The organism is Treponema primitia ZAS-1 (genome assembly GCF_000297095.1).
GTDB classification, from domain to species: Bacteria; Spirochaetota; Spirochaetia; order Treponematales; family Breznakiellaceae; genus Termitinema; species Termitinema primitia_A.
Genome location: NZ_AEEA01000007.1, coordinates 1 through 17,127 on the forward strand (window position 1 = coordinate 1; position 17,127 = coordinate 17,127).

At 53.5% G+C, this 17,127-nt stretch carries 15 protein-coding genes; 8 read left to right on the plus strand and 7 right to left on the minus strand.

Features of this window, described 5'->3' with window-relative positions:
• Window positions 1-155: 155 nt before the first annotated feature.
• Window positions 156-767, minus strand: a complete 612-nt coding sequence (locus TPRIMZ1_RS0100335; RefSeq protein ID WP_010253041.1) for a Uma2 family endonuclease — start codon at window positions 765-767, stop codon at window positions 156-158.
• 139 nt (window positions 768-906) lie between these two features.
• Here TPRIMZ1_RS0100335 and htpG point away from each other — a divergent pair, with 139 nt between their 5' ends.
• The 5 genes from htpG to TPRIMZ1_RS0100360 all read left to right on the plus strand — a co-directional run bounded on the left by htpG (window position 907) and on the right by TPRIMZ1_RS0100360 (window position 7,324).
• Window positions 907-2,826 carry a molecular chaperone HtpG gene (gene htpG / locus TPRIMZ1_RS0100340; protein ID WP_010253044.1) on the plus strand — a complete coding sequence of 640 codons (1,920 nt, stop codon included), beginning with the start codon at window positions 907-909 and terminating at the stop codon, window positions 2,824-2,826.
• Between the two features lie 131 nt (window positions 2,827-2,957).
• Window positions 2,958-4,133, plus strand: a complete 1,176-nt coding sequence (locus TPRIMZ1_RS0100345) for a DVUA0089 family protein (protein ID WP_010253047.1) — start codon at window positions 2,958-2,960, stop codon at window positions 4,131-4,133.
• A gap of 25 nt (window positions 4,134-4,158) precedes the next feature.
• Window positions 4,159-5,307, plus strand: a complete 1,149-nt coding sequence (locus TPRIMZ1_RS0100350; protein ID WP_010253051.1) for a pre-peptidase C-terminal domain-containing protein — start codon at window positions 4,159-4,161, stop codon at window positions 5,305-5,307.
• The gene (radA, locus tag TPRIMZ1_RS0100355; protein WP_010253054.1) at window positions 5,304-6,704 is read left to right on the plus strand and encodes a DNA repair protein RadA; all 1,401 of its coding nucleotides are present in this window, start codon (window positions 5,304-5,306) and stop codon (window positions 6,702-6,704) included. The genes TPRIMZ1_RS0100350 and radA overlap by 4 nt, the downstream gene beginning before the upstream one ends.
• 320 nt (window positions 6,705-7,024) lie before the next feature.
• Entirely contained in the window at window positions 7,025-7,324 is a 300-nt protein-coding gene (locus TPRIMZ1_RS0100360; RefSeq protein ID WP_010253056.1) for an RNA recognition motif domain-containing protein, read from the plus strand.
• Between the two features lie 130 nt (window positions 7,325-7,454).
• Here the strand turns inward: TPRIMZ1_RS0100360 and TPRIMZ1_RS0100365 are convergent, their stop codons facing one another.
• From TPRIMZ1_RS0100365 to TPRIMZ1_RS0100380, 4 genes are all read right to left on the minus strand, one after another.
• Window positions 7,455-7,835 carry a hypothetical protein gene (locus tag TPRIMZ1_RS0100365; RefSeq protein WP_010253058.1) on the minus strand — a complete coding sequence of 127 codons (381 nt, stop codon included), beginning with the start codon at window positions 7,833-7,835 and terminating at the stop codon, window positions 7,455-7,457.
• Between the two features lie 13 nt (window positions 7,836-7,848).
• Complete coding sequence (locus TPRIMZ1_RS0100370) at window positions 7,849-10,377, minus strand: TonB-dependent receptor plug domain-containing protein (protein WP_100216982.1); 2,529 nt, start codon at window positions 10,375-10,377, stop codon at window positions 7,849-7,851.
• A 179-nt stretch (window positions 10,378-10,556) separates the two neighbouring features.
• Complete coding sequence (gene metK / locus TPRIMZ1_RS0100375) at window positions 10,557-11,726, minus strand: methionine adenosyltransferase (RefSeq protein ID WP_010253064.1); 1,170 nt, start codon at window positions 11,724-11,726, stop codon at window positions 10,557-10,559.
• Window positions 11,727-11,752: 26 nt separating this feature from the next.
• Window positions 11,753-12,262: a LysM peptidoglycan-binding domain-containing protein gene (locus tag TPRIMZ1_RS0100380; protein ID WP_010253067.1), complete on the minus strand. Its 510-nt coding sequence runs from the start codon at window positions 12,260-12,262 to the stop codon at window positions 11,753-11,755.
• Window positions 12,263-12,354: 92 nt separating this feature from the next.
• On the opposite strand from TPRIMZ1_RS0100380, the gene recO reads away from it, so the two are divergent.
• The 3 genes from recO to recJ are packed head-to-tail and all read left to right on the plus strand — an operon-like array spanning window position 12,355 to window position 16,524.
• Window positions 12,355-13,050, plus strand: coding sequence for a DNA repair protein RecO (gene recO / locus TPRIMZ1_RS0100385; RefSeq protein ID WP_010253070.1), 696 nt, complete (start codon window positions 12,355-12,357; stop codon window positions 13,048-13,050).
• 17 nt (window positions 13,051-13,067) lie between these two features.
• Complete coding sequence (locus TPRIMZ1_RS0100390) at window positions 13,068-14,375, plus strand: thymidine phosphorylase (protein ID WP_010253073.1); 1,308 nt, start codon at window positions 13,068-13,070, stop codon at window positions 14,373-14,375.
• Window positions 14,376-14,391: 16 nt separating this feature from the next.
• Window positions 14,392-16,524, plus strand: coding sequence for a single-stranded-DNA-specific exonuclease RecJ (gene recJ, locus TPRIMZ1_RS0100395; RefSeq protein WP_010253075.1), 2,133 nt, complete (start codon window positions 14,392-14,394; stop codon window positions 16,522-16,524).
• Here recJ and TPRIMZ1_RS18075 read toward each other — a convergent pair.
• Together TPRIMZ1_RS18075 and TPRIMZ1_RS18080 are read right to left on the minus strand one after the other, a co-directional pair.
• Window positions 16,502-16,849, minus strand: coding sequence for a BrnA antitoxin family protein (locus TPRIMZ1_RS18075; RefSeq protein ID WP_010253077.1), 348 nt, complete (start codon window positions 16,847-16,849; stop codon window positions 16,502-16,504). The two genes, recJ and TPRIMZ1_RS18075, sit on opposite strands and share 23 nt — an antisense overlap.
• A complete protein-coding gene (locus TPRIMZ1_RS18080) occupies window positions 16,812-17,120 on the minus strand; it encodes a BrnT family toxin (RefSeq protein ID WP_010253079.1) in 309 nt (102 codons plus the stop codon). Before TPRIMZ1_RS18080 ends, TPRIMZ1_RS18075 begins: the two co-directional genes overlap by 38 nt.
• Window positions 17,121-17,127: the final 7 nt, after the last annotated feature.

The following is a 17,127-nucleotide window of genomic DNA, read 5'->3' on the forward strand; positions in this document are numbered from 1 at the left end:
ATGGACTGCCGCAGAAGCGGCCTTTGAGGGGGTATTAAACCTGGACCCCAGTGACGGACCGGCCCAATTGTTTCTGGAACGGGCGCGGGCCTTCCGGCAAAAACCGCCTGCAGCGGACTGGGACGGGGTGTTTAATTTAAGCGAGAAGTAGGGCCCTATTCTGCAAACACAGCCTTAATATCGATAATGCAGCCCGGCAATACCGATACCGGCACGGTTCCTGGCCCTTCCAAATCGTAGAGGCTGGTGATGTACCGGGGCCCCTGCTTATTGGTCTGATCCAGAATATGGACCTGTATGCTCCGGGACTCGGGATCCACGGTCCAGTATTCCCTCACCCCCGCTTTGAGGTATTTGTTAAACTTATACACCAGATCATGCTGGGTGTTGGTGGGGGACAGGATTTCGATTATCAGATCCGGTGCGCCGTTACAGCCCCGTTTATCCAGTTTGGAAAGGTCGCAAATTACGGTAATATCCGGCTCTACCACCGTGTCATCGCTCAGATCATCTTTGGGGAAAAGCCTGACCCCAAAGGGGCCGGCAAAAACTTTAGGAGTCATCCCTGAGACGCTTTGAGTCCCTTTCAGAAAACCCTTTAGCTGATACGCTAATTCGATGGAGATCCCCTGATGATATGTCGCCGGAGGGTCCGCCACATAGAGGGCTCCGTCAATGATTTCCGCCCGGTAACTCTCGTCCCATTGGAGCATATCCGCATAGGTATAGCACGGCTCCGTCTCTTTCATTTCTGCAAGTTCAACCACAAAAATCCCTCCTTCTTAACAAATGTATAGTACACTTCTTATTTTGTCAAGATTCCATATTCCACTTGCCTTAACCGGTCCTATCTTAGTATTTTATAGTATCATTTACAACTAAATATCACATAAAGGAGTCTCTCCCATGGCCCAGCACCAATTTCAGACCGAAGTAAGCAGGCTTCTGCACCTTATCATCCATTCCCTTTACTCTAACCGGGAAATATTCCTCCGGGAGCTTGTGTCCAACGCTTCCGACGCCCTGGACAAGCTCAAGTACCTCACCGTGGCGGACGACGCCTATAAATCTATCAGTTTTGACCCTCGGATCGACATTAGCTTCCATAAAGATGAAAAGGCGGGGGCATCGACCATCACTATTGCGGATAACGGTATCGGCATGAACGAAGCGGATCTGACGGATTCCCTGGGAACCATAGCCCGGTCGGGAACCCGGAGCTTCCTGGATAAGCTGGCGGCGGATGCCAAAAAGGACTCCAACCTCATCGGCCAGTTCGGGGTGGGCTTCTACTCCGCTTTCATGGTGGCGGACAAGATCGAGGTGATTAGCCGCAAGGCCGGGGAAGAGGCGGCCTGGAAGTGGACCAGCGACGGGAAAGACGGGTATGACATCGAAAGCGCCCAGCGGGATACCCAGGGCTCAACGGTGATCCTCTACCTTACCGAGGAAGGGACCGAGTACGCCAACCGCTGGTCCATCGAGGATATTATCAAGCGTTACTCCAACCATGTGGCCTTCCCCATCTTCCTCACCTACGACGAGAAGGAGTATGACGACAAGGGCAAGGAGAAGGGCTCCAAGACAAAGACCGACCGGATCAATTCCGGTACCGCTATTTGGCGGCGGTCTAAATCGGAGTTGAAGGACGAGGACTACAACGAGTTCTACAAGCAGTTGGGACACGATACGGAGGAGCCCCTCTTCTATGTCCACACCAAAGCTGAGGGGACCCTGGAATACTCAACCCTGTTCTATGTTTCCAAGAAGGCCCCCTTCGATATGTACAACGCGGACTACAAACCCGGGGTCAAACTCTACGTAAAACGGGTTTTCATCACCGACGATGACAAGGAGCTCATGCCCACTTGGCTGCGTTTTGTCCGGGGGGTCATTGATTCGGAGGACCTGCCCCTGAACGTGAGCCGGGAAATACTTCAGCAGAATAAGGTGCTCCTCAATATCAAAAACGGATCGGTAAAAAAACTGCTGGGGGAATTCAAAACCCTTTCGGATAACTCCGCTTCCTCGGAAGCGGCCAAGGAAAAATGGGAAACCTTTATTGCCCAGTACAACCGGCCCCTCAAGGAAGGACTCTACCAGGACTTTGCCAACCGGGAAGCGATCCTTGAACTGGTCCGGTTTAAGAGCACTACCACAGACGGCTGGGTCAGCCTGGCGGACTATGTTTCCCGGATGAAATCGGATCAAAAACACATTTACTACATAACCGGGGGTGATGAGAAAACCCTCAAGGCCTCTCCCCTGCTGGAAGCGTACACCGCCAAGGGAATTGAGGTCCTCATCATGGACGATGAGATCGACGATATCATCATCCCTTCGGTGGGGCGCTACAAGAGGCCGGGTGCGGTGGAAGGGGAATCACAGGAGTTTGAACTTAAGGCGGTGAACCGGGCCGGAGCGGACGAGGAGCTTGGGGAAAAGAAGGATAAGGCCGCGGAAAAAGAAAGCAAGCCTATCCTCGAGAAGCTCAAGAAGGCCCTGGGAGACCGGGTAAAGGACGTAAAACTTTCCCGGCGGCTCCACGACTCTCCCTCCTGCATTGTGGCGGACGAGAACGATCCCACCATGCAGATGGCCCAGATGCTCAAGGCCATGGGCCAGACCGAAATGCCCGACATAAAGCCCATTCTGGAAGTAAACGGCGATCATCCCATCGTGGTGGGCCTCCGGGATGTGGAGGATGAAAACCGAATCGCCGATGTTGCCGGGGTCCTCCTGGATCAGGCCTTGTTGGTGGAGGGTATCAAAATCAAGGACCCGGCGGACTTTGTAAAACGCCTAAACCGCCTGCTGGTCAAGTAATGCGCCGGGCGCTAAAGCACCTTACTTTTATCTCCTTAGCCGTCAATACCGGGGCTGGACTGGCCGATATTATAGTACAGACTATACCCCGGAACTTGGTATCGTTATTCTAGTAGTCATAGGAGAAGACCATGTTGAAAAAGGCGGCCCTGCTGGTAACGACTCTTATATTTTGTGTCCTTACCGCCTGTGTCTCGACCCCTGATGATGATAGTATGTATGACCGGGATGGTAAGCAGGAGATCCGTCCCGATTCCTATGAACTGGACACCAGGCATTCCCCGGTAAAGGCCAAACAGGGTGAATGGATTTCCCGGACTCTCCATGTAAATGATAGTGACTGGTTCGCCTTTACCCCCGGAACGGCGGGGCTCCTGGTTGCGGAAACCGACGGCGATACCGATACGGTTCTGGAACTCTACCTGGACCGCAGCCTGCTCCGGGAAAATGACGATGTGGGCAATAACCACAACGCCAAAATTGAGTATTTTGTCGATTCCGGACTTAGCTACCTTATAAAGGCCTCGGGGGTGCGCCTGGCCGAAGCAACGGAAAACGCCATAGGGTTCTACCGGTTCCGGGTTACCCTGGAACCTATGCCTAAAGCAAAGGCCAAGGTGAACAATACCCTGGAAGAGGCTGAGTTTATTAACCTGGGGGAAACCATCACGGCGTATTTTTTCAATGACGACGACATTCACTGGTATACCGCATCCGCTCCAAGTGCAGGCCGTATTATGGTCAACACCGAAGGAACCCTGGATACCCTCCTTGAGGTATACGATAAGTGGGAAGAGCTGATTGGCCGGGACGATGACTCAGGCTATCAGGGCAACGCAAAAATTGCAGCGGACGTACTCAGCGCCGGACCGGTATATTTTAGGGTGAGCGCATACCAGGGGGCCACCGGCAGGTATTACCTAAAAACCCAATTCAGGGCTCCGATCAAACCCGACCCCTATGAAAACGATAACAGCCTCGCCGGAGCCAAAGAAATCCAGCCCGGTGCATCCCAGTCGCGGAATTTTTCCGATGCCGGGGATGTAGACTGGGTGCGGCTGCGGATTACCCAAGGGGGGAGCTACGAGATTTTTGCCAAGGCGGGGGATGATTACCTGGATACCTATATTGAACTATTTGACACGGATAGCAATTTAATAGCCAAGGATGATGATAGCGGCGGCTTTTGGAATGCGCTCCTCAAGGTTGATCTGAGCCCCGGAACCTACTATATCAAAGTAAGTACCGTTGATAAGGATCCCCTGGAAACCAATGCTTACACCCTAAGCGTCTCCTCCGGTAACTAAATACTATGACAAAAAAGGGGCTATCATGCGTTGTTTTCTGCACTATTTCCTGGTATTTTGTTGCCTAAGCCTAAGCTTTAACCTTTATGCACAGAATTATGCCGGCGATTCCTACGAACCGGACAGCGAGGCAAAGCCGGTTCCGATTCAACTGGGAACCTGGGTGTCCCGGGCCCTCCACGCGGGTGACGGGGATTGGTTTAGTATACGGCCTGCCTCAGACGGCCTCCTTATTGCAGAAACCAGCGGGGACACGGATACCATTATCACCCTGTATAGGAGGAACGAGATTATAGCCCAGAACGATGACAATGGGGACGATATTAACGCCCTTCTTGCATATCCCGTCCAATCCGGTGTGGGTTATACAATTTGTGTGGAAGGGTACGATGAGTCGGAAATTGGCCCCTACCGCTTCCGGGTATCCATGGAGCCTATCAGGGATAGTGGGGAACCGAACGATGTCCCTTCCCAGGCAACGCCCTTTAGTCCCGGAAGCCCCCGTACGGCATACTTTCTTGATCCGGATGATGTGGACTGGTACCGCTATACGGTTCCCAGTTCCGGAACCCTGGTGGTCTACACTGAAGGTATTATTGATACCCTCATCACTATTTATGACGCCGCCGACAATCTCCTAGCCGAGGATGATGACTCCGGTGAAAATTCCAATGCCCGCGCTTCCGCCAGGGTAAGTCCGGGGACGGTGTTTATCAGGGTAAGCGCCTATGATGGGCAGCTGGGAAAATACACCCTACAAGCGCTCCTCTATGAGCCGGCCAAACCGGACCGCTTTGAAAATGACGACACCAAGGAGCTTGCCAAGGACATAAGCGTGGGCGCCTCCCAGGAACGAAATTTTACCGATGCCTCAGACGAAGATTGGGTACGGCTGCGGATTACCCAGCGGGGAATCTACGATATTTATGCTAAGGCAGCGGACAATACACTGGACACCTACCTGGAATTATACAACGCCAACGATGAACTTATTGATGCGAATGATGACTGGACCGGAGATGTCCGGGAGGGGGATATCGCATTGAATGCCCGGCTCTGGCTGGAGCTCAACCCCGGAACCTACTACATTAAGGTAAGCACCCTCAGTTCGGACCCTATAGTTATCAGCGCCTATGTTTTAAGCGTTACAAATGGTTTAAGCGTTCCAAAATGAAACGACAGCGGGATTTTATTTTTAAGTGTACCGGCTGCGGTCACGAAGAGCCTAAATGGCTGGGCCGCTGTCCCGAGTGCGGTGAATGGAATACCCTTATTGAAACGCCGATAAGCGCAGGCCGCTCCGGAAGTACCGGCCGGTCCAGCGGGCGTAACAACCCTCCCCCTCAGTCCTTTCCTTTGTCATCGGTGGACCCCCAGGAGGGGACCCGCATCAGTAGTGGCATCGGCGAACTGGATCGAGTCCTGGGGGGCGGTATTATGAAGCGATCCGCCATACTGGTGGGTGGCGAACCGGGTATCGGGAAGTCCACCCTGCTGCTCCAGGCCGCAGCGGCGGTGGAAACAAAGGGCCGCATCCTCTATGTTTCCGGGGAAGAATCCGCCGGGCAGGTACGGATGCGGGCGGATCGCCTGGGTTTGCGCTGCGAGGGCATCGAGATCTGCTGTACTGGGCGGCTTGAGGAAATCGAGACCATCCTGGAAGCGGTAAAACCGGTGATCATCATGGCGGACTCTGCCCAGACCCTGCATACCGACCAGGCCGGATTGGTGCCAGGCACCGTTAATCAGATGAAGTATTGTTCCTGGGAGCTCATCTCCTGGGTTAAGGAGCACGATGCTGCCCTGTTTCTCACCGCCCATGTAACCAAGGAGGGCGTCATTTCCGGGCCAAAGACCCTGGAACATATGGTAGATACGGTGCTGTACTTTGAGGGGGCCGTATCGGCGGCCAATGACGGGGACAGCCGTTTCCTCAGGGCTGCGAAAAACCGCTTTGGTTCGGTGGACGAGATCGGGATATTTACCATGGGGGAACGGGGACTGGAGGCGGTGGCCGATCCCTCGTTACTCTTCCTGGTACAACGGGAAGGGGGGCTTCCTCCGGGGACGGCCATCGCAGCAGTTCTGGAAGGGTCCCGGCCCCTTTTGGTAGAAATCCAGGCCTTAGCGGTACCCGCCAAAGGTTCCATGAGCCGGGTTTTCTCAGACCGCATCGATTCGGCCCGGGTTTCCCGGGTAGCCGCTACCCTTGAAAAGCACCTGAATCTGCGGCTTTCAGACCACGACCTGTACATAAACGTGGCCGGGGGCATACGGATAGCCGAAGTAGGGGTGGAACTCGCCTTAGCCATGGCCATCTATTCCGCCAGAACCGGTCTGACCCTGCCGGCCCTCACCGCCATTGCGGGGGAACTATCCTTGGCGGGAGAACTGCGTCCCATACGGCGGTTGGCAGCGCGGATTAAGGCCGCCGGAAATCTGGGATTTGAAAACTTCCTGGGTCCGGTACCGGCCCTTCCCGCCCAGTTCCCCTCGGAGACTGAAACAGAAATAACGGGATTACGTGCCATTGGGGACTTAAAGTCTGCTATAAAGGTTCTTTTTTCCTGAATACTCCAAAAAAGGGTACAATTTTCGTAAAAAAATACAAAAAATCCAATTTTATCTTGACGATTGCCAAAAACTAGGATAATTTTAGAAAGACAGGAATTATTTTTTGAGTGTTTTGCATTGTGGTTGTTTTTGTAACAGCCTACCGGTTATGAATCGGTTATCAAGTTTTCTTCTCCCATCTGTACTTTTTCAAATCCCTGTAAAAAATTTTTGCATCCCATGTTCTTCCGAAAGGAGAATCGGAGTCGCCCTTGTATAATAGGGCGTGAATATGTGTTTGCCTGGACACATTAAATCCGGGTGAAGGAATTTTCTCAATGGCTAAGAAACTGTATGTCGGAAATCTCTCTTACAACACCACCGAGGATGGTCTTCGGAATCTGTTCTCTGAATTTGGAAGTGTTGCGTCTTCTAAGATCATCTTTGATCGTGAAACTGGCAATTCTAAAGGATTTGGATTTATTGAAATGGGTACTGACGAAGAGGCGAGCGCCGCCATCGCCGGTACCAATGGCCGTGAATTTGACGGCCGCCAACTCCGGGTCAACGAAGCCATGGACAAGCCCCGCAGAGATCGCGGTGGCAGCGGCGGCGGATACGGCAACAACAACTGGTAAACAGGTTTATACTAACTTCTGAGTTATCGACATCCTTAGATTTCATATAGATCGGTTCTCCGCTATTAAAACCTAGAATAAAGACGTCAGGGGAGGATTTTCTTCCTTGATGTCTTTTTTTCCAAATTTGCTATCCCAGTATGCCCCGGGACAATAATTCCCCCATCAGGCTTGTCAGGGTATTAATATCCATTTCCCCCGAAACATCCTCCAGGGTTGCCCGTATTTCCTGCCAATCATCCCTATCCAAATGCATGGTTTCCCCGTCATATTCCCCCAGGAAAAAGGCTGCCATATCCCCAAGTTTCCGCAAAGCCAATGGCAGGACAACACGGTCCACCGTTCGGTTACACAGATCTACGGCTGCGATTTTGCCAAGCACCGGGCCGACAAGCTGGGAAAAATCCTGCTCCAGCCTGCTTCGGTCCCGGCTTTCCAGGACGGCGGATGGTCCGCGAAGGGAATCTTCCAGGGAAGCTAGTTTTGAAAAAAAGTGATCCACAGGACGCATCAGGCTCCTCCCCCTAATATCTCCACTTAAAGCCGAAGGATATCATCGGTATGGGCAAATCGTAGACCGGAGTGTACTCACTCGGATCTTCTTCGCCGGTGTAACCGTTGACCCGGGCTATCCAAATCGCATCGTACACCAGGGCCTGCAGGTTTTCGATACCAAGGTACATTTCGGTGTTTACCTTCCCTTTGGGATTAAACCGGAAGAAGGAAAACTTCACGTCCACCGGCCAGGAGAAGCCGGTACGCTTGTCGTTTTTTTCACCCTTAGGCGTACCGCTGGCAAAGCCGAAACGCGTTCCTACGTTAAAGGATCGCGAGGGTTTGAAGCTCAACACAAGGTTGATGTTATGGTACCGGTGAAAAGAAGGATAGAACCAGTCGTTACCCGTCTTGGGATACCGCTCGGGGTTCACATCATCCGGTATATCATCTGCGTCCGGGATGGTGTCCGGATTCTGGTACTGGGCCCAGGTAAAGGAATAGGACAGCCAGCCGTCCCAGTAGCGGGATTCCAGCCTTTGCAGGATAAAATCAAAACCGATCACCCTCCCTAAGCCGTTAAACCAGTAGTCGATTTTGGTATCCACCTTAGTAGGATTATCGGGATCGTCTTCGTGGGTGGTGCTTACCGTATATGCCCGGTCAAAAATGTATTTATAATAGGCTTCAATATTAAAACTGAACTTTTCAGTAAAATCAATTTTAGTCCCAACGATGGATGTCCATGAACGATTTGGTTTCAACTCAAAATCATCAATGTTATTACTTACATCTATGGAGCTGATGACGTCATTCATGGAAGAAAAAAGTCCGGTTCCGACAGTAAGGGTGAGCGCATCAATACTACCCCTGTTTTTAAGGATACCAAAATCAAGATTAAGCCGGGGGTTTAAAACCGGAATGGTCTGAATGGTAAAATTCCTGCCGATAAAATAAAAGTGATCCACCCGCAATCCTAACTCAGCGCCGAACTTTTGCCCGGGGCCCAGGTATTCCAGCAGTGAATAGACCGATGAAGAGAGTCCATGGTTTTTTACATCCAGGGACATGTCATACGGTTCAAAATCTAAACCACTTTTGGGCGGCAGGGGAGCAATCGGATCAAATACCCGCCGGAAGTTTTCAACTTCAATCCACTGGGAATACAATTCTTGTGCTCCCGCAGCAAAGATAAACCCCTCCCGGAGCCCCCAGTCAAAATCGGCGCGTCCCTGATAGGTTATGGTTTTGTTGGTCATTCCCCCGTTAAGGTTCATCGACCCAAGATAATCCCAGAAAACAGGCCCTTCCTCATTTTCTTCCATGACCCCGTCCTCGGACGGAATAGGAAGAGGCGGCGTGTAACCGGGTTCGCGGGGCAGTTCCATGGTGACGTCCGCAATCATATCGGTTTCATACAGGCCGGCGCCGGCGCTTGCCCGGAACACCATATCGCGGTGGGGACTCCAGGTAATACCGGTAATCCCAAAGAGCCGGTAGTTCATCCAGTCGAAGATCAGATCCACATTCCGCTTGTCGCCATCCCGTTCATATTCGTTGTGGTAATCCGCCCCCACACCATCACTGCCAAAAAAACCCGTGGCAGTCAATTCCAGATCCGTTGAAAACCGGTAATTCCCGGTAATAGAAAAATCCCGGATATAGGGCGCGGTGGTAACGCTGTTGATCATTTCAAGTTCCGGAACCCCCTTGGAGAGCTGCTGCGCCCCCCAGACAAAGGGATCCCAGTAGGTTACCTTCCCCATGGCTGCCACACCGCCTTTTCCCACAAGGGGAAATGACAGTCCCAGGTTGGTCTCACTGGTGGAGACCCCCAGGTCAAACTGGGTTTCCGTTGGGGAAGGTTTGCGGGTAACTACTTCCAGGAGACCGGAGATGGTATGCCCATAGCGGCTCGAAAAAACGCCGTGGGAAAGCGTGGCGCTTTCCACCATTTGGGGAACAAAGATGGAGTACGCGCCTCCCCAGTGATAGGGATCGTCGATGTAGAACCCGTCCAGGGCTGCCATGAGGTCCCCGGGGGATCCCCCTCTGATTGAGGGCTGGGCATCAAACATGCCCGAATACCCCACCCCAGGCAGGAGTTTTATCGAAGTCATCACATCTTCTATAAACCCAATTTCCGCTGTACGGCTCAGGGTTTCCCCGGAAATAGCAATACTGCGCCCGCTCCTGGCTTCGCTCACCTCGGGACTTGATGCTTCAATCACCAGTTCGTGGTTTTCCATTATCCCGCCCAAACGTAGGGCGCTGAAAAATTCATTCCCACCCACCGGAATCAGCAGCCTGCCGTTTTCATAACCCGGATAGGCAATGCGAATCACCACCTGCTGATCATCGGGGACGGTCACCTCTGCCCTGCCATCCTCATCACAGACATATTCCCTGCCATCCCAGGAACGAATCACGGCGCCCTCAAGGGGGATTCCCAAATCCGCATCACTGACGGTAACCACCACATCCCGGCCGAAAAGAGGCGCGCTGCAAAAAACGAGGAGTACCGCTAGGGCAAAAGGCAGGACAGGGATTTTAGGCATATAACTTATACTATCACCAAATACCATGAAGAAGGAAGAGGAACCGCGAAGAGGGCAGGAATTCCAAATCAGGAACAACCACGAACCTCACGGACAAAGACGATAATGTAATATCGTTCCTTAATCAGTCCGTTGGCTCCCCTGCGCAAGCAGGTTCTTGTGTGGTCCGTGGTTATTCCCTATTTAATAGCTTTTTTCAATTCCTCGGCTTTGTTGGTTTTTTCCCAGGGGAATTCCGAGCGACCAAAGTGGCCGTAGCTGGCGGTTTTCCGGTAGATGGGGCGGCGGAGGTCCAGGGTCTTGATGATGCCCGCAGGGGTAAGATCGAAGACTGTTTTTACCGCTTCCTCAATTTTGGCTTCCGGAACCGTGGCGGTACCGAAGGTGTCCACCATGACTGAGACCGGGAAAGGTACGCCAATAGCGTAGGCAAGCTCCACTTCGCAGCGCTCGGCAAGCTTGGCGGCCACAATGTTCTTGGCCACATAACGGGCCACGTAGGCTGCGGAACGGTCCACCTTGGTGGGATCCTTGCCGGAGAAGGCGCCGCCCCCGTGACGGCCCATGCCGCCGTAGGTATCCACGATGATCTTCCGGCCGGTCAGGCCCGTATCACCGAAGGGACCGCCCACTACAAAGCGGCCGGTTGGGTTGATATAGTATTTGGTATTCCCGTCCAGGAGCCCCGTGGGTTCCAGTATCGGCTTGATAATGTCGCCAATTACCGCACCCTTGATATCCTTGTAGGAAATTCCATCGTCATGCTGATGGGAAACCACCACCGCGTCAATGCGGATCGGTTTATGTCCTTCGTATTCCACGGTCACCTGGCTTTTCGCATCCGGCCGCAGCCATTTAATGGTCTTGTTTTTTCGCAGTTCCGTTGCGCGGAGCAGAATCTTGTGGGCCAGGGTGATGGGCAGGGGCATCAGTTCCTCGGTCTCGTTACAGGCGAAACCGAACATCATCCCCTGGTCACCCGCTCCCTGCTGGCCCTTGTATTCTTCAAGGCCAACGCCGGAAACCCCCTGGCTGATGTCCGGAGACTGGCTATGGATCATGTCCAACACCGCCATGGAATGGCAATCCAGCCCATACGCGGGATCGGTATAGCCGATATCCTCGGCGACTTTACGGACTACTTCTTGGAAATCCACAAAGGCTTCGGTAGTTATCTCACCGCCGACCAGCACCAGGGAAGTTGACGCGAAGGTTTCGCAGGCAACCCGGCTTTGGGGATCCTTTGTGTAACACGCGTCAAGGATTGCATCAGAAATCTGATCGCAGAGTTTGTCGGGATGACCTTCGCCAACCGATTCTGACGTAAAAAAGTAGTGCCTCTTCTCCATTACTATCGCCCCTTTAAAAAATTACACTATAACGCTTCTGAAAGTTCCAGAAGACTATGCTGGGTTTCTTCGGCCAGGGTCCTGCGGTCAACCCGGGTTTCATCCCTGGTTTTTTGCGCATAAACACCGGCTATATCCCGGAAGAATTCCTTCATCGCCTGCCGGGCATCGGGATTATCCAGATTCCGCTGCAAATCCGGAATGGACAGGTGCATACCGGGTTCAATTAAATCGGGGTCCTGGACCACATCATTGGAAGCCAGCATAATAAGAGGGAAAAAATAAGCGTTTGAAACGCCAAATTTCCTCTCGGTACCGTAGAACTGCCTGGCAATTCTGGTCAGCATATCGCCGTTTTTAACCACATAGTCTGTGGTACCGTCAAGGATGAGCCTTGACTCATATTTGCTGTAAACAGTATCGAAGGAAAGATTAACTTCCCCTTGCTGTTCCTCTTCCGCAGTCGGTCCCGATTTACAGGCGCCCAAAAGGGAAACCACAATCAGGGATGCCATTAATAAATACGTTTTTTTCATAAATATTCTCCTAAGAACAATTGTAATATATCTGAAAATTAAAACAATTCCTAGTGAAAAAAAATGAAATATCTGTGGTATGATGCTGTATAATGCGGCTTTTTACCTATTCAGCCCTTATCCTCCGGGTACGGTCTTCCGGGGAGTCCAACCGGGAAGCCTGGATACTCACCGCCGAGGAGGGGATACTCCGGGCTACGGTTTTCGGGGGTCCAAAGAGCAAGCTCCGGGCCCACGTGGAACCCTACCACCGGGGAACGCTTTGGATTTATCTGGATCCGGTGCGGGATTCCCGGAAAATTACCGATTTTGATGTCCTATCCTGGAAACCGGGCATACGGGAAAACTACGAACGTTCCGCCGCCGCAGCCGCCATTGCGGAAACCGTTCTAGCGGGTTATGGGGGAGGCGGATCCTGGGAAGAGGCTTTCAAGTTGGCGGATGCATCCTTCGGCGCCCTGGAAACCGCTGATGAACCCTGCTGCGCCCGAATTTTTATCCATTTTCTCTGGAAATGGGCGGAAATTCTGGGTATACAGCCCAATCTGGATGAAACCGGGACCAATGCTTGTGAACCCCAGGAAAATGAGATACCCTGGGATACAGTAGAGGGTCCGATCTTCCTGGGCCCGGGCGCCCGGCACTGGCTTGCAGCGGTCAAGGATCTGGACCCTGCCCAAATGGCCCGTTACACCCTGGACGGGACTTCGGCCCGTCAGGCCAGGGCATTTGTTACCAATATCCTGGAGGATGTTCTGGGGAAAAGGCTGAGAACCTGGGATTTTTAGTGAAGGGGTAAAGTAAAATGCGTGCGGTAGATATCATCATGAATAAGCGGGCCGGGAAGGAACTTTCCCGGGAAGAGATCGGCTTTCTTATCGGCGGTTATGTGGCCGGGGAGATCCCCGACTACCAGGTGTCCGCCTGGGCCATGGCGGTTTTTTTCCGGGGGATGAGCCCGGCGGAGACCGCAGCCCTGACGGAGCTTATGCTTAAGTCAGGAACCACCATGGACCTTTCCGGTATAAGCGGGCCCTTTGTGGATAAACATTCCACCGGCGGTGTGGGGGACAAGACCAGCCTGATCCTGGCGCCCATTGTGGCGGCCCTGGGTATCAAGGACCCCATGATGTCCGGACGGGCTCTGGGGCATACCGGAGGCACCCTGGATAAGCTGGACGCCATTCCGGGCTACCGTACCAGCCTGGATATTGCCGAATTCCGGCGTATCCTGGCTAAGGATGGCTTCGCCATGACCGGCCAGACCAAGGATATTGTTCCTGCGGACAGGCTCCTCTACGCGCTCCGGGATGTAACGGGTACCGTGGAGTCTATCCCCCTGATCACTGCCAGCATACTCTCCAAAAAGGTGGCGGAAGGGGCGGATGCCCTGGTCTTTGACGTAAAATTCGGTTCCGGCGCCTTTATGAAGGATGCCGCCGATGGAGAGAAGCTCGCCCGGTCCCTGGTGGACACCGGAACCGCCATGGGGAAACGGATTATTGCCCTCCTTACGGATATGAACGAGCCCCTGGGGAATATGATGGGTAACTTTCTGGAAGTGGAGGAAAGCCTGGACTGCCTGGAAGGGAACGGGGCGGTAGACTTAATGGAAGTAACCCTGGAACTGGCCGCCCGCATGGTGGTACTCGGCGGCAAGGCGAAGGATGCGGCGGAAGGACGGCGGCTCTGCGAAGATGCCCTGGCAAGCGGCAAACCCCGGGACTTGTTCCTGGCCAATATCGCCAGCCAGGGGGGGGATGTCAAAAAGTTCCTGGACCTGCGCGGTACGTACCGCTCTCCGGTCAGCGCGGAAATACGGGCGGAAAAATCCGGTTTCCTTTCCCGGATAGACGCCTGGAAAGTGGGCCATGCCGGGGTAGACCTGGGGGTCGGCAGAAACCGTACCGAGGATGCGGTAAGCCCCACTGCGGGGATACAGTTCCACCGGAAAGGGGGCAGCCCCGTAGCAGCGGGGGATCTGATCATGACCGTGTGGGCCAAGGACGAAGCGGGACTCGCCGCCGCCCTGCCCCAACTGCGGGAAGCGGTTGAATACTCCAACCAGAAGCCGCCGGCCGGGCAATTAATATTGAAGGAAATTCAATCTTAGACAAGGGTTAACGATAATGATTTGGGATAAAAAAGACATACCCTCGGAACTGGTAACCGAGACGGCAGCCAAATACAGCTGTGATCTGCTCACCGCATCCATCCTGGTACGGAGGGGGCTTACCAGCGGCGAGGACATACGGTATTTTCTCGAGGACGATCCCCGGCATCTCCGGAACCCCTTTGAGCTGCCCGGCATAGATGCTGCGGTGGAGCGGATCCTAGGGGCCAAGGAAGAGGGTGAACGTATCCTGGTTTTCGGCGACCGGGATGTGGACGGCATCACCAGCACCGCCATGCTTACGGGCTTTCTGAGCGCCCAGGGTATGGATGTCCGCTGGCGGCTTCCCATGGGGGACGAACCCTACGGCCTTTCCATGAAGGCGGTTGAGGAATTTGCCGCCGACAGCGGGACCCTGATCATCACCGTGGACTGCGGTATCTCCAACCTCGCCGAAGTCGACCGGGCGGCGGAACTGGGGGTCGATGTGATCATCACCGACCACCACAACCCCCAGGATGAACTTCCTAGAGCCTACAGTATCGTTAATCCCAAACTGAAAAATTCGACCTATCCCTTCCGGGATCTGGCGGGCTGCGGGGTGGCCTATAAGCTGGTGAGCGCCCTGCGTTTTGCCCTGAAGAGCGAGCTTTACAACCAGCCTATCTGTCTGCTCAACACCCAGCCTTCCAACGATTCCTATATCATTGAAATCGTTAAGATTGGGAACCTTGCGGTGATGGACCGGCTTACGGAAACCGTGGTTCCCGGCATGGTGGGCATAGGCGAAACCCGGATCCCCGCCTTCCTGGAGGGCCAGCAGATCCTGGTCTGGGATGCGCCCCTGCAAAAGAAAACCCTGGTTAAGATATTCGGCGCGGGCTTTGAGATTTATATGCTGGATATAGCTCCGGAAATAGGGAAGCAGATTCCCCAGGCCGCGGGAAAGAGCCTGCTCCGGCTCAAGGAAATTTCCCGGATCGCCAAATATGCGGATAAATCCCCGGGGGAACTGGATATATTTATCAATCTTTTCACCTCCTTTATCCAAAAAAAAGAGGGGCACTTTACCCCCGAGGACAGCACAGACCTCCAGCTTGCCGCCCTGGGAACCGTGGCGGATCTCATGCCCCTGCGGGACGAAAACCGCATCATTGTCCGGCGGGGTCTGGCATCTCTTATAGAAAAGCCCCGGAGCGGACTTTCGGACCTGCTCTTTAAATTGGGTCTGGCGGGCCGGCGTTTCGGAACCACCGAGCTGTCCTGGCAGCTCTGCCCCGCCATCAACGCCGCGGGCCGCATGGGCTGCCCCGACAAAGCCGCAGCATTACTGTTGGCGGTGGACCCTAAGGAACGGGAAACCCTGGCCGCCGAAATAATCGCCCTGAACGAGGACCGGAAAAAGCTGGGCAGCGATAACTGGACCGTGGTGGAGCCCTTAGCCCAGGAAAGCGTGGAAGCCTACGGGGGAAAATTCGTCCTCGCCGCCGCCGAAGGTATATACCGGGGGGTCACGGGGATCATGGCGAACCGTCTGGTGAACCGGTTCAAGGTACCGGCCCTGGTGGTTTCATTTGCAGAAGAAACCGCCACGGGTTCCCTCCGTTCCGCCCGGGGCTACGAACTTCGCCCCCTCCTGGAGGGCTGCGCCGATTTGTTCCTCGACTGGGGGGGCCACAACTTTGCTGCGGGGTTCAGTATGGTCCGGGCCAACTGGGAGCCTTTCCTGGAGCGGCTTAAATACATCACCGAAAACATCGAGCTGGGGGAAGAGACCGATGAAGAAACGGTAACGGTGGACGCGGAATTCACCGCCCCCAGAACCCCCCAGTTTCTTACCACCGACCTTTTTGAGCTGGTGGATCGCTTTGAACCCTACGGTGAGGAGAATAGCCCCCTTAGCTTCCTGGCCCGGGGTCTCAAGGTTACGGATATCAGCCTCATGGGGAAACCGGAGGCCAAGCATGTCAAACTCACCCTGGATACGGGGAAGGTAAAATGGCCGGCTGTATACTGGCAGGCAGTGGATAAGATCAAACGGGACTTTGACAAAAACGATACGGTAGATTTAGTGTTTACCCTGAACCGGAATTGGTTCAACGGAACCGAGACGCCCCAGCTTATTGTTACGGATTTGAAACGGAGCTAGAGTCTGCGCGGGAAACTTTATTGCAAGCGGCCAAGCTGCTGAGCATAGCATTACGGAGGATGGCGTTCATCCGGGTCTGGTAACCCTTGCCGTCCTTTTTAAGCCATGCAACCACATCCGCGTCCAGGGTACAGTTTACCTTTGCCTTGACCGGCTTATATAGATGCCTGTCCTTCCATTCCGACCAGGGGTGGAAAGTGGAAAGATCCTTTGTTTCAGGAATATCCGAAAAATCAATATCCTCATCCTTAATACTATCTACCCGCGCCCAGTCTTTCTCGGTAGGTTCAGGAAGGGTTTCCTGGGTATACCGCACCATTGCCATAATAGTCCTCCTTTTCCCGCTTATTGGCCCTTCTAGCCGATATGATTCTAATTGTATCCGAGAATACCTGATCCGGTTCGGTGAAAACCACATACAGGATACGGCCCCGGGCACTACCAACAACGATGTACCACTCTTCATTGACGCTATGGGAAGGATCGTACCGATCCCATAAACACCTATCCTCAAAAACAAGAGCCGCTTCTTGAAAGCTTACCCCATGTTTTCTGATATTCTTCCGGTTTTTCCATGTATCCCAGGTGAAAGTCATAAACTTC

Excerpts from the sequence above, each read along its gene's own strand:
- TPRIMZ1_RS18080 (WP_010253079.1), bottom strand. The coding sequence starts at position 17,120 with ATGACTTTCACCTGGGATACATGGAAAAACCGGAAGAATATCAGAAAA.
- recJ (WP_010253075.1), top strand. The coding sequence starts at position 14,392 with ATGATTTGGGATAAAAAAGACATACCCTCGGAACTGGTAACCGAGACG.
- TPRIMZ1_RS0100365 (WP_010253058.1), bottom strand. The coding sequence starts at position 7,835 with ATGCGTCCTGTGGATCACTTTTTTTCAAAACTAGCTTCCCTGGAAGAT.
- TPRIMZ1_RS0100380 (WP_010253067.1), bottom strand. The coding sequence starts at position 12,262 with ATGAAAAAAACGTATTTATTAATGGCATCCCTGATTGTGGTTTCCCTT.
- TPRIMZ1_RS18075 (WP_010253077.1), bottom strand. The coding sequence starts at position 16,849 with ATGGCAATGGTGCGGTATACCCAGGAAACCCTTCCTGAACCTACCGAG.
- TPRIMZ1_RS0100390 (WP_010253073.1), top strand. The coding sequence starts at position 13,068 with ATGCGTGCGGTAGATATCATCATGAATAAGCGGGCCGGGAAGGAACTT.
- htpG (WP_010253044.1), top strand. The coding sequence starts at position 907 with ATGGCCCAGCACCAATTTCAGACCGAAGTAAGCAGGCTTCTGCACCTT.
- TPRIMZ1_RS0100360 (WP_010253056.1), top strand. The coding sequence starts at position 7,025 with ATGGCTAAGAAACTGTATGTCGGAAATCTCTCTTACAACACCACCGAG.
- TPRIMZ1_RS0100370 (WP_100216982.1), bottom strand. The coding sequence starts at position 10,377 with ATGCCTAAAATCCCTGTCCTGCCTTTTGCCCTAGCGGTACTCCTCGTT.
- radA (WP_010253054.1), top strand. The coding sequence starts at position 5,304 with ATGAAACGACAGCGGGATTTTATTTTTAAGTGTACCGGCTGCGGTCAC.
- TPRIMZ1_RS0100345 (WP_010253047.1), top strand. The coding sequence starts at position 2,958 with ATGTTGAAAAAGGCGGCCCTGCTGGTAACGACTCTTATATTTTGTGTC.
- recO (WP_010253070.1), top strand. The coding sequence starts at position 12,355 with ATGCGGCTTTTTACCTATTCAGCCCTTATCCTCCGGGTACGGTCTTCC.
- TPRIMZ1_RS0100350 (WP_010253051.1), top strand. The coding sequence starts at position 4,159 with ATGCGTTGTTTTCTGCACTATTTCCTGGTATTTTGTTGCCTAAGCCTA.
- metK (WP_010253064.1), bottom strand. The coding sequence starts at position 11,726 with ATGGAGAAGAGGCACTACTTTTTTACGTCAGAATCGGTTGGCGAAGGT.